Here is a 12,678-nt window from a genome sequence, read left to right on the forward strand (position 1 = left end):
CCGGATTGCCAAACAAAACCCATAGGAAGAGAGCGACAGAGCCTGCCGCCAACGTTAGAATTATCAAATTACCTTTCCGTGGAAAGAGAATTTCATCACACTCTGCTAATCCCATAAGCAAACAGTACAGTAAATAAGGGTGACATTAATGAACAATCTTCCAGTAGTTGCCGTGCTTGGATTAGGCGCAATGGGCCATGCCTTTGCGGCCAATCTGTTGAAAAAAGGGTTCACCGTGCGGGGCTGGAACCGTTCTCCCCACAAGGGAGACGATCTCGCGGCGGCGGGGTTGACGTTGTGCAATACGCCCCGGGAAGCGGTACGGGACGCCGATGTGGTTATCTCGATGCTGACCAATGCCGCCGCCACGGAAGAGGTGATTATCGGCGATAAAGGCATTGTTGAGCATCTTAAGCCGGAGGCGGTTGTGGTGCAGATGGGCACGATCGGCATTACCTCCACTGAGAAGCTGGATAAAACCATCGCCAAGGCGCGCGCAGACGTAGTCTTTGTGGATGCGCCGGTGTCCGGCACCAAGGCCCCGGCGGAAAATGCCCAGATTACCGTGCTGGCCAGCGGCGATCGCGCACGGGCCGCCGCCGTAGAGCCGGTATTCGGCGCCATCGCCAAGGGCACAAAATGGCTGGGCGCCGCCGGTGCCGGTTCCCGTATGAAGCTGGTGGTGAATGCCTGGCTTATCTCTATGGTGCAGGGAATGACGGAAAGTCTGTTTTTAGCCAAAACCCTGGGCTTTACGCCGGACGATTTTTGGGCGGCCCTGGAGGGCGGTCCCCTGGCCGCGCCTTATGTGAAGAATAAGCTGGAGATGATCAAGTCCGGCGATTATACGCCGCAGATGCAACTGTCGCTGGCGCTGAAGGATGCGAACCTGGCATTAGACGCGGCGGGTTCCGAGGATCTGCCGGGGCTGAGCGTTATCAAGGAGTTCTGGCAGAACGCCGTGGACGCCGGCTTGGGCGAGCAGGATCTGGCGGTGGTGTATCGGTATCTGAGCAGCGGTAGATAGCCCCTCCCGCCGAGCGGGAAAACCATGCCCGCTTCGACCCCTTCGGCATGCTCTCCCTTTAACACGCTCGCTTTCACCTTTGGCGATGGCGGGCCGACCTAGCCTGCTGGGGTACTTATGTCGTATAACGCTCCACCCCCTGCGTTATCCTAGGTGAATACTCAAGCTACACTGAGATCAGGTCCTGCAATCTGGTACAGTCTCAAAAATTACGGGTATAATCCCACATATTATTCAACTGGTTTAGAAACGAAGATGACAAAACTCACCTTACAAGAGCAGATGCTGAAAGCTGGCCTAGTGACCAGCAAAAAAATAGCCAAAGTCCAAAAAACGGCCAAAAAATCACGAGTTCAGGCGCGTGAGGCACGAGCGGCGGTGGAAGAGAATAAAAAAGCACAGCTTGAGCGTGATAAACAGCTAAGCGAACAACAAAAACAAGCGGCTTTATCCAAAGAGTATAAAGCCCAGGTGAAGCAGCTCATTGAAATGAACAGAATCGACGTTTCAAAAGGCGATATTGGTTTTAACTTCACTGATAATAATGTAATTAAAAAAATAGACGTGGATAAGCTTACTCAGGCTCAGCTGATCAGTGGTCGTCTCGCCATTGCTCGTTTGGTGGTTGATAACAACGGCAAAAGCGAATATGCAATTATCCCCGCGAGCGTAGCCGATAAAATTGCGCAGCGCGATGCGAGCAGTATTGTATTAAACAGCGCGCTGAGTCAGGAAGAGCAAGATGAAGACGATCCGTATGCCGATTTCAAAGTGCCCGATGATTTGATGTGGTAATAAACGTTTTACAGATGCTTATGAGTGGAAAGTCCTCCGGGGCTTTTCATTAAGATTTATTGTTCTGCCGGTTTAGGGAAAACGCAGGGTTTTTTGGATAGTTTTCAACGCTTTTGCTGCCAGCTGCGTGTTTCGCTGATTGCGATCACCGATTTACCCCTATGTCAGGGTAGTTGTCGCCTTATTTTTTCATAGGGACGAAACATGCAGCCAGCCCCCACTGGATGAGGTCTTTTGGCTTCTCGGCTTTATCGTATCTAGGCGGGTGCCTATTGCTGTTCCGGATGTAATGGGGGTGAGCGTCAAGTTTGTGCCAGAAGCTGACATAGCTAGTCCCTAGGCACATTGACCAGCAGGTCATCCATCCTTTAACATATCGTTATGAAATTTAAAGGATCGATGTTATGGCTTATGAATTAACTTACAGACCCCTCGAATACGGATCGAATGAAAGTTATCTTCGCAGAAGTTTGGAAGACCCTTCATTACTAATTCCTGAAAAAGAGATAGGATGTTTTCTAGTTCTCCAATCCTCATATGCACTACATGAAACTATTGGCCTTTCAGCCCAAAACCTAGATATTTCATGGCAGTCTAACCAAAATTACTTATCGTCAAATTGTGATGGTGAGGCCCCTCTAGCTTGTTATCCTATTTATTTGATTACAGTTGGAGATGATGAAAATGAAAAGCTTGTTTACATCGGCAAGACATCATCGAAGAGCTCACGATTTTCTTCAGGCCACAGCGCAATTACTAAGTTACACCATCCTAAATATGACAATTTGTCAAAGCGTATATATTTGTGCTGTGTTGTTTTTTTAAAAAACAGCAAAACCATCCCAATAGAATGGATTAAACCTTTTGATTTCGCTGAGAAACTATTGAGTGAATTTGAAGCGAACTTGATTTATTGGAATAAACCAGAGTTGAATACGCAACATATGAAGAAAGAACCTACATTTGAATATGGGCAAGTTCATGCACAAAATGTAACTGGCGCAACTTATTTTTGGCATGATAAATTCATTTAGAACTATATAAACAAAACTTGAGTTAATTCTCTATTTTCCGCACTTTTTTCCCAATGAGTTCTACACATTGGTCAAGATTGTGCTCAAGGGCGCAATAAACTTAGTGTTGCGTCTGTAATTCGCTCAGACAGTGTGAAAACGGTTTAAGCTTCAGAGGTGAACGCAAAAGAGGCTGACGCCTGCGCTTTTAAGTAAAATCTTCATCATCTTTCTATGCAAATTTTCTAAGAAGTCGTCTAAACGCGTGACCTTCTGTCAGCAATCAGAGTTTTCATACAGCCTGCGTTCGAAGCTGCCCTTGGGCCCGCCTATGGCAGTTGAGTGCCAGAAGTGACCCTGACCCGAAATCCTGCTCCAGTCAGAAACAGAATTCCGGATGATCTACACTCCCTGAACTTTGCCTGCCGCCTTATCGTATATCTCGTTTAACTCTTCTACAGTTGGTATTAGCATCAACGCCGATGTTAAGTTGTATCTTGCTCTTTCAACCTGCTCCAGATTCCAATCTTTCTGCGATAAAAGAGATAAGCGAGTCACCTCGCTATCTATTAGCTCTACATTCTCGACTAGCCACTTTTTAGTCGCTAGCATTGCCGCAACTACTGTTGCACGATCTACCTCTGAAGATGCAAGTTCAAATTTCCCACAATTATAATCAACATCCGGTAGCGTCTGCTTGAATGCAGATACCAATACCTCCTTCATCTGTTGGCTAAAATCTATGCGAGGACTCATCAAAACCCCTTAGTGTTTGTTTATTTATTGCTCGTTTTAAATCGACAGCCAAATGTTTATAGAATGCTGCGCTAGTCTGTTCCCTGTTTTCGGTATCCCGAATCTTGCATTGTTTCTCCTGCTCACGGGTTTTTTCTTAACTTTCATAAAAATCAATCAATGGCATTTTCACCTCGATTAGTGGTTTGGTGAAAGTATTTCTTAGTATTTGATTATCACACAGACCACTAAATTGCTGCGCGTAATAGTTGTGACCAACTCCTCGTTAATTCACGCTGAATGCCGTTAGCAATGTCCGAAAATCGCTCTAAGCGGTCTGTCAGATTAGGCATAGACTGTCTCCATATATCACCGGACACTTAGCCTCTTTTGAATAAAATAAGAAATAGCATTTGAACCATGTTTAACAGCGGTTAGAAGCGAGCGTTATTTCCCAGAATAAGTCTGGCTGTCAAATCATCAAGATGCTGACCTATCATCCAGCGCTAAAGAAACCATAAATTTTATTCATCCACGCAGGGGGGTATTTGCTGGTCTTTGCTTTTCAGGGGCTAGAACAGTTAGGATCTTTATTCACTAACTAACTGATAAATAATATTAAACTTAGGTTCTTAATGAACGTTTTTCTGCCGAAATTTCTTGCGGTTCGTTGCCGTTAACGGTATCTTTTAGCCGCGCCTGCAAAATCAGGCGTCGGGATTAGCCTCCTGCATAACTTCACTGACGACATAAGGCGCGTCTGCGCTTTTTTTGTGTCGTGCGTTCGGCTACCTTTCAATGGTGGGCCGGACGGGGGCGTCGAAAGATGCGCCGGTGTCAGTGAGGCCGGTAAGGCTAACCCCGTTCGGTTCCACCACCCGCGAGATTAGCCTCTCCGGTGGTGGTAAGAATTTATTACTCACTGAGGCTGCCTTATGTCTATGGCTACGATCCCTACACAAACTCACGCGTTACTTTCCATTCCTGTCGATTCAACCACCGATTTCACCGTTCTGGCAGGCCATTGTGAAAACCTGGCCGACGCTTTGTTGCATAGAGACGAACCGGCGTCACGTCAGGCGCTCTGCAGGCGGCTTGCTTATTGTTTGGGGCAGTTGCGTCCTACGTTGGATGACGCGATCCCGCCGCATTTGATTGAAAGCCTGACCGTGGATGAGCGCCCGACGAACCCGCCTCGCTTTGAGCCGGATGCCGATTTGCTCTGCGGGTATACCCATGCGCTGGCGCGACTGTTGACGGAACGGACGTTATCGGCGGAGATGGAGCCCATACTGACCGGATTGCTGTTCGATTTGGTGAGTTATTTCGCTGACGAACTGCGGGCGCCGCGCTGGATACGTACCGCTGATGGGGTAAAATTTATAGAGGAATTAGATATGGTTAAGGAAAACTGAATGCCTTGAACGCAAAGAACCCGCCTGCCTAATGGCGGGTTCTTTCCCATGGCTGCCCGGACAAGGGAATATTCAATTATCTATCAAATGGGTGAGTGGCGGTTGCCCCGGTTGCTGAATGACTGGGGGCTGGAAAAGCTGTCACTAAGGAAGTTTTGTGCCGCGAGCGGTCATTTGGCTCACTCATTGCCCCTTTTGATCCCATTCATGAATACTCCAACCAAATGCGCAATATGTGATTGAGGTGAACTGTGTTGCTCAGTAGCGAGTGAAATTGCAATGGCTATGCATACCAAATCGTCAAAACTGATATCAGACCGAATTGATCCCGCCTTTTGCCCGCGCAGTAAAAGCCGGCAGCCCTCCTCGCTGGTAGCAAGACATCCTGGAGTTCCTATCTGTAACACCGTTCCGAGCGACACCGCAATGCCACGATATAAATTTGTATATTGGACGAGTTCTTCGAGATAAAGACGCAAAGCGCTCAGCGGATCAAGCGCAGAAGCTCTTGCGCGGCTGGCCTCTGCAAACTCAAGAAATCGATCACTGTATGTGGCTGCTAATAATACTTCGCGTGTGGGGAAACGTCGGTAGAGCGTTCCAATTCCGACACCGGCGCGCTTTGCGACGTCTTCCAATGAAACGCCAGCTCCCCGCTCAAGAAAAACTTCCTCAGCGGCGGCAAGAATCCGTTCCCTGTTTCGCTGCGCATCGGCTCGCAATGGGGTTTCATTAGCCAAAATTATTTCCTCGCTAAACTTGTTAAATGGAGGATACCTCCACATAATATGTGGAGCAACCCTCCACTTCATAGTTAAGTGAGTATAGATATGACGATGAGATTTGAGAATAAGGTCGTGGTGATTACGGGCGGTACAGACGGTATCGGTTTGACGACGGCCCAGATGTTCGCGGCAGAAGGCGCCTACGTGTATATCACAGGCCGCCGTCAGGAGCGCCTTGATGAGGCGCTAAAAGAAATCGGCAACCGGGTGGTTGGTGTACAAGGTGATGTCAGCCGTATTTCCGACCTTGATAAGCTTTATTCAAAAATACGCAGCGACCACGGCCGCGTAGACGTGGTATTTGCTAATGCGGGAGTGTCCGAGTCCGCCCCAATCGGCGGTATTGAGGAAGATCACTTTGATCGGGTATTTGGCATTAACGTCAAAGGGTTGGTATTTACTGTGCAAAAGGCGCTGCCACTGATGTCTGCCGGCAGCGCAATTGTGCTGACCGGCTCAGGCGCGGGTAGCAAAGGCTTTGCTAATCTGTCTATTTACAGCGCAACAAAGGCTGCGATCCGCTCATTTGCACGAACCTGGACGACCGACCTGAAAAGCCAGGGTATTCGCGTGAATGTGGTTTCTCCCGGCATGGTACTGACTCCGGCTATGCAGACGTATTTGCAGAACAATGCCGGATCGGAGGAATGGATGCATCAAGCCATCCCTTTTGGCAGGCTTGCCCAGACCGGGGAAGTCGCCAGGGCAGTACTGTTTCTGGCATCAGATGAAAGTAGCTTCATTGGTGGAGAAGAGTTATTTGTTGATGGTGGCTTCGTGGCAGTCTGAGGGGGCAATGGCTTCGCCGCAAAGTTCTTTCGAGGATATCAAAGCTGTGCGGCGGAGTTTTTATCAAGTAATGGCGCTGAATTTGTCCGTTACTTGTTCGATATTAGGTTATGAACACGTTGAAACGTCCCCTTCTCGCTCTAATAGGGAATTTTTACATGGTCGGTCATAAATACAACAACATCAAGCACCTGTGTCCAAGAGCCTTCGTTGCGATTGGATAGCCACAAAGCTGCAGGTATAGTGAGTCCTGAAGCCCATAACCCAGAGAACCCTGCCTGTTCGGCGATTTTGGCACTGAGCGCATTATGGCTTTTCATCAAAAATTCTGATCGGAGCCAACGAACATCTCCGTCAGACATAGTCATTCATCCATTATTGATGTTAATATACAGTTTACCTTTTTTTAAGTTAATCGGTGTCATCCTTATTCGTCAATAATTATTTTTAACATTATTTTTATTCTTATGTACCAATGATTTGACGAACGTCACAATTAATTATTGATTAATAATTACTTTTTAATATTTGAATGTAATATCATGAATGTTTAATAAAAAATGCATATCATGCTTAGAGTTAACATCGCTCAAGCATTACATAAAATCTAAAAAGGAATTGTTCTACCTGTATCTAATTGTAGGCTATTGATGAGAAATATATGAAAAATCGCACTACACCATACAGTGATGTCCTGACAATGAGACAGACCCTGGCCACCTTTCCCGAAAATGTCTCCATCATGCTATTTTTTACGTTGCTCACACGGCTTAGCTACTTTATGGCGTGGCCTTTTCTATCCATTATTCTGACGCGTAATTTTCAATTGTCACCGCTTGTGATTGGAAGCGTGATGTCCGGCTGTGCGTTAATTTCTGTTGTTCTGGGGATTTAGGGCGGTTCTTTGTCAGACCGCTTAGGAAGAAAAAAACTGCTGATATTAGGATGTCTGTTGGCAATAATTGGTTATGCAAGTATTGCTCTATCAGAGAGTGTGTTTTTATTCGCTAGTGGCCTTTTATTGACGGGAATATCGTTTCCTTGGATAGATGCCCCCAGTCGAGCTCTGATGAGTGATTTATTGCAGGATCAGAAGCGGCGAGAATTAGCGCTGCAAATTCGCTACTTGATGGTCAATATTGCTGCGGACAGTGGACCGCTAATAGGCATTATCTGTTATCTGGTTTACGCGCAGAAAGACTCAGTTGTACCGCAATATTTGTTGGCTCTGGACGCTGTGCGTGCAGTCGAGTTAGTGACAGTTATGTTGGTCATCAATGCGATTACCGTACTGGTAGCCCAGTTGTATCTGACCGTTGTTGGCAAATATGTCACCAGAGCAACGCATTATAATTGGGGCGCTGATTTTCGCAACTTCCCAGCTCTTGTTTTGGTTCAACGATACAACGAGTCCACTATGGTGGGGGAAATGCGTGTTTTTTTCATGGCGCTTCTTTGCCTGTACATTGCTGCACTGATAGTGATAAATAAGAAAAGAATAAGGCTTCGACTGGAAGAATAATTTATGAAAAACAACATTACTTTGATCACTGGCGGGGATCGTGGCATTGGTCGGGCGACTGCACTCTGTCTTGCAAATAGAGGACACAAAGTTTGTATCGGATATCGGACACGTGAAGATTGTGCTCACGAAGTTGTGGAAAATATTCTTCATGCAGGCGGTACAGCCATAGCCGTACGAGCTGATATTTCTCAGGAAGAGCAGGTTGAGGCATTGTTTCAGCAAATAGATAAAGATCTGGGTCCTATTTCAGGCTTAGTCAATAATGCCGGAATGTTGATGCTTCAGGCTTCAATAGAAGAGGTAAATGAGCATCGTTTAGCCACACTTTTTGCGACTAACGTCAGCGGAAGTTTTCTCTGTGCGCGCGAAGCGGTAAAACGTATGGCGTTTCGCCATGGTGGGCAGGGTGGTGCCATCGTTAATGTTTCTTCTGCCGCATCGCGCCTCGGTTCACCACATGAGTATGTGGATTATGCCGCTTCAAAAGGCGCTATTGATACGCTGACTATTGGCCTTTCTCTGGAGGTTGCCGGGCAGGGTATTCGAGTCAATGCCGTTCGTCCGGGTTTTATCTATACTGACATGCATGCCGATGGTGGTGAGGCGTCCCGTGTCGACCGAGTCAAAGACAGTTTGCCAATGAAGCGCGGTGGCCAGCCGGAGGAAGTGGCTCAGGCCATAGTATGGCTATTGTCAGATGAGGCTTCTTACGTGACGGGCAGTTTTATAGACTTGGCCGGTGGTAAATGAAGTTCTATATACATACTAATGCATTAACGTTCTGCAAAATCGGGGGGTCTTCCGGGAGTTTTTTTTGCTGAACGTAATCTTTCATATGAGAAACAAGGTGGGTTTTGATGAGGTGGTTTTCAATGAAGATGCGTGGTTAAAATTTAGCCTTAACGTACGATAATTTTCGATATCCAAACTGCTCCCTGTTGTCTTTCTAGCAATGATAGTTGTTCCGATTGCCTAGCAGAATTTAATAATCGACGTATTCACGAAAGAAAAGCTTTTGTCCCGGCATCTGTCAAAGCTTGGGCAACCTCTGAAAAACTTGCATAGGTTTAGGACATGCAGGCAAATGACTCCACTAATGTGTGCTCTGCTGCATTGCCTCTCTGGCGGCCTCGAACAATAAAATTCCGCGCGGGGTGAGGGTATAACTGACGTCGGCACGATTGTCCAAGTCTAGTGCTATAGCCACCACGCGTTGTAGTCCTGGGTCTATGCCCCGGTCATTGAGGCGCAGCTTTCAGGCATTGCCAGACGCTGAAGGATGCCGTCGACTTCCTGTGAAGATGGAGGTATTTGCGCTGTAAGGTGGGGGAAAGGGTGAGCAATTCAGCCTCTGTCGGCGTCTGCACTTCAATGAAACGGTTAATATGCATGGGCAGAACGGAGGTTATTTTATCTTCGTCCTTGATTATAGAGTAAGCGGCTGGTGAACTCACCTTGCCGTTTAATAATAACCGGATAATACATTCCGCGTCTTCGTTAATGCTGATTTGACAACCTTAGGAACGTTAAGGAACCATTTAGACCGGCCATGCCACTCTACAACCTCACTCTTATTCCTTTGCTGGGAGCCTGGGGCAGAGAGGGGGCAACGAAGTGCCGGTCGGACTTTCGGGTCCGACCACCCACGATGGGGGCAGGTCAGGCGGATTGCTTATTGTTTGGGGCAGTTGCGTCCTACTGTCGCCATCGGTGCAAAAGTGATCCATCGGGGGTGCGGATGTTTTCTTGGACTGGTATATATTAAAATCCCATTTGTTGTCGGTATGTTACAGGACTCATTCCACCTAATGACATTTTGATCCTGCGCTCGTTATACCAACCGATATAAGTCCCAACGTTCTGCATAAATCCTTCCAGCGTAATGCCTGTCCAGTCACGGCCGTAATACATTTCATTTTTCAGCCGACCGAAGAAGCCCTCGCAAGCCGCATTATCCTTACACGCCGTCCCAATGAGGCGCTGCATTTTTTTGCTTTGTCATAAGAATAAGGAAGTTGACTTCTCCTTAAAACTCTATAGTTTTAATGATAGTGTTAAAACAAGGTTTATTTTGGCGGAGCAAAAAAGCATGGCGGAAGAATTACTGCAGCTCGGAAGTGCGGAACAGGCCGAGTTAATCCGGCAAAGGAAGATCTCGCCGGTTGACTTGGTTGAATCCAGTTTTCGCTGTATTGAACGCTGGGATCCGGTGCTGCATGCCTGGATAACCACCGATCGCGAGCGGGCGCTGGCGAAGGCGCGCCAGGCGGAGAAAGAGATTGCCGGCGGGCTGTATCGCGGACCGCTGCACGGTTTGCCTTTTGGCGTTAAAGATCAGATGCACGCGCTGGGGTTCCCCACGACCCTCGGCACCAGAGTGCTTAATGAAGATGAGACGGTGGCCCCCTGTAACGCGGCGGTGATTGAAAAACTCACCGAGGCCGGAGCGATTTTGATCGGCAAGCAGAACCTGCATGAGTTCGGAAAAGGGGGAACCATCAACTTTGCTTATGGTGAGCCGCGCAACCCTTGGAATCCCGATTACTCGGCGTCCAGTTCCTCCACCGGTTCAGGCATAGCCGCGGCGGCGGGCATGTGTTCGTTTTCCATCGGCGAGGATACCGGCGGGTCCATTCGCGGTCCCGCCGCATTCAACGGCGTGGTGGGCCTGCGGCCGACCTTTGGCCGCGTGAGCCGTTTCGGTGCGGTGATGGAAGGCTATACCACCGACGTGCTGGGGCCTATCTGCCGGCGGGTGGCGGATGCCGCGCAAATCATGACCGCGATTTCCGGCTACGACGCGCGGGATAATCTATCGAGCCGCCATTCGGATCTGGATTTCATGCCGGAACCCGGTAAGTCCCTGAAAGGACTCAAGCTGGGCATCGTGCGGGAAATTGCCTATAACGACAGTACCAGCGATGAAGTCAGCGCTGCCTTTGAGGCCTCTATCGAGCTGCTCCGGCAGTTGGGCGCAGACGTGACGGTTATTTCGCTGCCCCTGACGCTGTTCGCCGTTCCGCTGATTCTGCTTAGCCTGGACGCCGATGTGGCCGCCTGGTTTGTCAGCAAGTATCTGCGCGATCGCTATGACCGGTTCGATACCGGCACCCGTACCCGGCTGGCCGCCGCATCGCTGATTCCGGCCACGGTGTATAACCGGGCGATGCGCGGCCGGTTCCTGGCGCGGCGGCAACTGCTTGACGCCTTTAACCAGGTTGATATTCTGGTTTGTCCCACCGTGCCCACGGCGCCCAAGCCCATCGATCAGATGCAGGAACGCCTGGATACGGGGGATGATGCCGTAAGGCGGCTGATGGAACGGCGAATCGGGCTCTATCCGTTCAGCCTGGCCAATGTTCCCGCAATTTCTCTGCCGATGGGATTCTCCCGTCAGGGCCTGCCGCTGGCATTGCAGTTCGCCGGCCGGCCTTTTGATGAAAAAACCGTGCTGCAGGTGGCCGACAGCTATGAGCGCGCGGCGGGATGGCACGCCGTCAAACCCGATCTTGCCAAGACAGTGGCGGGATTCATGGCACAGGAGAACCAATAATGCATCTGACTCTTGACTACGTTCGTTCGGCGCTGGCTCTGCAGGGCATTCCGGTGCACGAGGATGAAATCGACAATATTCACCGCCGGCTGATCATTTGGTTTGATGCGCTGGCGGCCATTGAAGCGCACATGGGCAAAGAGATGGATTTGGCCGAACCCATTCCGCCCATTGACGCCGATCGGTACTGATTTTCCGTTTTTGACGTGCAACCGCACTTTAGGGGCGACACTGGGCACATTATGATTGAACAAACCAAGGCATCGGATCCGAAGCAACCCAAACCCCGCAAGCCGATTTATCTGACGGTAAAGGAGGATTTAATCCGCCGGGTGCTGAGCGGCGAGTGGCGGCCGGGGGATCTGGTGCCCAGTGAAATCGCCCTGGCCGAAGAGTATTCCGTCAGCGTCGGCACCGCGCGCAAAGCGGTGGAAAAGCTGGTGCAGGATAACGTGGTGGTGCGCCAGCGCGGCCGGGGCACCACTATCGCCACCTACCGAGGGGGCAAGGCGGCCAAGCCCTATAAGTTTCTGAATTTCTATTCCGAGCAGGGCGAACGTACGGAGCGGGCGACCTATCTGGATTTTGCGGAAGGGACGGCGACGGAGTTTGACGCGCAGCAGTTGGATATTGCGGTGGGATCTCCGGTAAGCCGGGTGACCCGTCTGCGTTCGGCGGGCGGGCGTCCGGCGATTATCGAGCATATCGTGGTGCGGGGAGATTTTTGTCCTAATGCCGCCGAGCGTTTTGCCCGGCTGCGTCCTTCCAGCATCGCCAGTTTTTTTGACCGCCAGTATAATCTTTTGATAGTGAGGGTGGATGAGAAGGTTTACGCCGCCCTGGGGGATCAAGAGGATCGTGAGCATCTCGGATCCGCTGAGGGGGAGCCGGTGCTGGAGGTGATTCGCTCGGCTTATGACCTCGGCGGCTTTGTTATTGAGTATCGTTTGATTCATGCCCGGCAGGGGGTGTATTACACCAATACCACGCGTTAAGACAGTTCATGCCTCGGTGATAGCGGGCCTGGCGGGCCTGCCCTCA

The 12,678-nt window shown here is 49.5% G+C and carries 14 protein-coding genes and 2 pseudogenes; 12 read left to right on the top strand and 4 right to left on the bottom strand.

Annotated elements, in window-relative coordinates; translation table 11 throughout:
- Positions 1–148 precede the first annotated feature (148 nt).
- From ACL2XJ_RS17390 to ACL2XJ_RS17400, 3 genes are all read left to right on the top strand, one after another.
- The gene (locus ACL2XJ_RS17390; RefSeq protein ID WP_413723916.1) at positions 149–1,027 is read left to right on the top strand and encodes an NAD(P)-dependent oxidoreductase; all 879 of its coding nucleotides are present in this window, start codon (positions 149–151) and stop codon (positions 1,025–1,027) included.
- Positions 1,028–1,282: 255 nt separating this feature from the next.
- The gene (locus ACL2XJ_RS17395; RefSeq protein WP_413723917.1) at positions 1,283–1,822 is read left to right on the top strand and encodes a DUF2058 domain-containing protein; all 540 of its coding nucleotides are present in this window, start codon (positions 1,283–1,285) and stop codon (positions 1,820–1,822) included.
- Positions 1,823–2,226: 404 nt separating this feature from the next.
- On the top strand, positions 2,227–2,856 hold the full coding sequence (locus tag ACL2XJ_RS17400) for a hypothetical protein (protein ID WP_413723918.1): 630 nt from the start codon (positions 2,227–2,229) through the stop codon (positions 2,854–2,856).
- Between the two features lie 381 nt (positions 2,857–3,237).
- Here the strand turns inward: ACL2XJ_RS17400 and ACL2XJ_RS17405 are convergent, their stop codons facing one another.
- Complete coding sequence (locus ACL2XJ_RS17405; protein ID WP_413721218.1) at positions 3,238–3,591, bottom strand: hypothetical protein; 354 nt, start codon at positions 3,589–3,591, stop codon at positions 3,238–3,240.
- A 777-nt stretch (positions 3,592–4,368) separates the two neighbouring features.
- On the opposite strand from ACL2XJ_RS17405, the pseudogene ACL2XJ_RS17410 reads away from it, so the two are divergent.
- Positions 4,369–4,458 (top strand): annotated as a pseudogene (locus tag ACL2XJ_RS17410) (hypothetical protein); the annotation flags it as partial.
- Positions 4,459–4,511: 53 nt separating this feature from the next.
- A complete protein-coding gene (locus ACL2XJ_RS17415) occupies positions 4,512–4,985 on the top strand; it encodes a hypothetical protein (protein ID WP_413723919.1) in 474 nt (157 codons plus the stop codon).
- A 179-nt stretch (positions 4,986–5,164) separates the two neighbouring features.
- Here ACL2XJ_RS17415 and ACL2XJ_RS17420 read toward each other — a convergent pair whose 3' ends face one another.
- Positions 5,165–5,725: a TetR/AcrR family transcriptional regulator gene (locus ACL2XJ_RS17420; protein WP_413723920.1), complete on the bottom strand. Its 561-nt coding sequence runs from the start codon at positions 5,723–5,725 to the stop codon at positions 5,165–5,167.
- A gap of 90 nt (positions 5,726–5,815) precedes the next feature.
- Between ACL2XJ_RS17420 and ACL2XJ_RS17425 the strand changes: the two genes are divergently transcribed.
- Entirely contained in the window at positions 5,816–6,559 is a 744-nt protein-coding gene (locus ACL2XJ_RS17425) for an SDR family NAD(P)-dependent oxidoreductase (RefSeq protein WP_413723921.1), read from the top strand.
- A 140-nt stretch (positions 6,560–6,699) separates the two neighbouring features.
- Here the strand turns inward: ACL2XJ_RS17425 and ACL2XJ_RS17430 are convergent, their stop codons facing one another.
- Entirely contained in the window at positions 6,700–6,921 is a 222-nt protein-coding gene (locus ACL2XJ_RS17430) for an isocitrate lyase/phosphoenolpyruvate mutase family protein (RefSeq protein WP_413723922.1), read from the bottom strand.
- 299 nt (positions 6,922–7,220) lie between these two features.
- Here ACL2XJ_RS17430 and ACL2XJ_RS17435 point away from each other — a divergent pair, with 299 nt between their 5' ends.
- From ACL2XJ_RS17435 to ACL2XJ_RS17445, 3 genes are read left to right on the top strand one after another with little or no spacing between them, the layout of a single operon-like run.
- Positions 7,221–7,454 carry a hypothetical protein gene (locus ACL2XJ_RS17435; protein ID WP_413723923.1) on the top strand — a complete coding sequence of 78 codons (234 nt, stop codon included), beginning with the start codon at positions 7,221–7,223 and terminating at the stop codon, positions 7,452–7,454.
- A gap of 9 nt (positions 7,455–7,463) precedes the next feature.
- A complete protein-coding gene (locus tag ACL2XJ_RS17440; protein WP_413723924.1) occupies positions 7,464–8,081 on the top strand; it encodes an MFS transporter in 618 nt (205 codons plus the stop codon).
- A 3-nt stretch (positions 8,082–8,084) separates the two neighbouring features.
- Positions 8,085–8,834 (top strand): SDR family oxidoreductase, encoded by a 750-nt coding sequence (locus ACL2XJ_RS17445; protein WP_413723925.1) that lies wholly within the window; start codon positions 8,085–8,087, stop codon positions 8,832–8,834.
- A 1,011-nt stretch (positions 8,835–9,845) separates the two neighbouring features.
- On the opposite strand, the pseudogene ACL2XJ_RS17450 reads toward ACL2XJ_RS17445, so the two are convergent.
- Positions 9,846–10,040: pseudogene (locus tag ACL2XJ_RS17450) on the bottom strand (IS3 family transposase); the annotation flags it as partial.
- Between the two features lie 133 nt (positions 10,041–10,173).
- On the opposite strand from ACL2XJ_RS17450, the gene ACL2XJ_RS17455 reads away from it, so the two are divergent.
- Genes ACL2XJ_RS17455 through ACL2XJ_RS17465 form a run of 3 tightly spaced genes read left to right on the top strand, consistent with a single transcriptional unit; the run spans position 10,174 to position 12,632 of the window.
- Positions 10,174–11,637 (top strand): amidase, encoded by a 1,464-nt coding sequence (locus ACL2XJ_RS17455; RefSeq protein WP_413723926.1) that lies wholly within the window; start codon positions 10,174–10,176, stop codon positions 11,635–11,637.
- Complete coding sequence (locus tag ACL2XJ_RS17460; RefSeq protein WP_132922361.1) at positions 11,637–11,828, top strand: hypothetical protein; 192 nt, start codon at positions 11,637–11,639, stop codon at positions 11,826–11,828. The genes ACL2XJ_RS17455 and ACL2XJ_RS17460 overlap by 1 nt, the downstream gene beginning before the upstream one ends.
- Positions 11,829–11,879: 51 nt before the next feature.
- Positions 11,880–12,632, top strand: coding sequence for a GntR family transcriptional regulator (locus ACL2XJ_RS17465; RefSeq protein WP_413723927.1), 753 nt, complete (start codon positions 11,880–11,882; stop codon positions 12,630–12,632).
- The last annotated feature ends 46 nt before the right edge of the window (positions 12,633–12,678 follow it).

The organism is Sodalis sp. RH16, from assembly GCF_047324245.1.
GTDB lineage: Bacteria > Pseudomonadota > Gammaproteobacteria > Enterobacterales > Enterobacteriaceae > Acerihabitans > Acerihabitans ligni.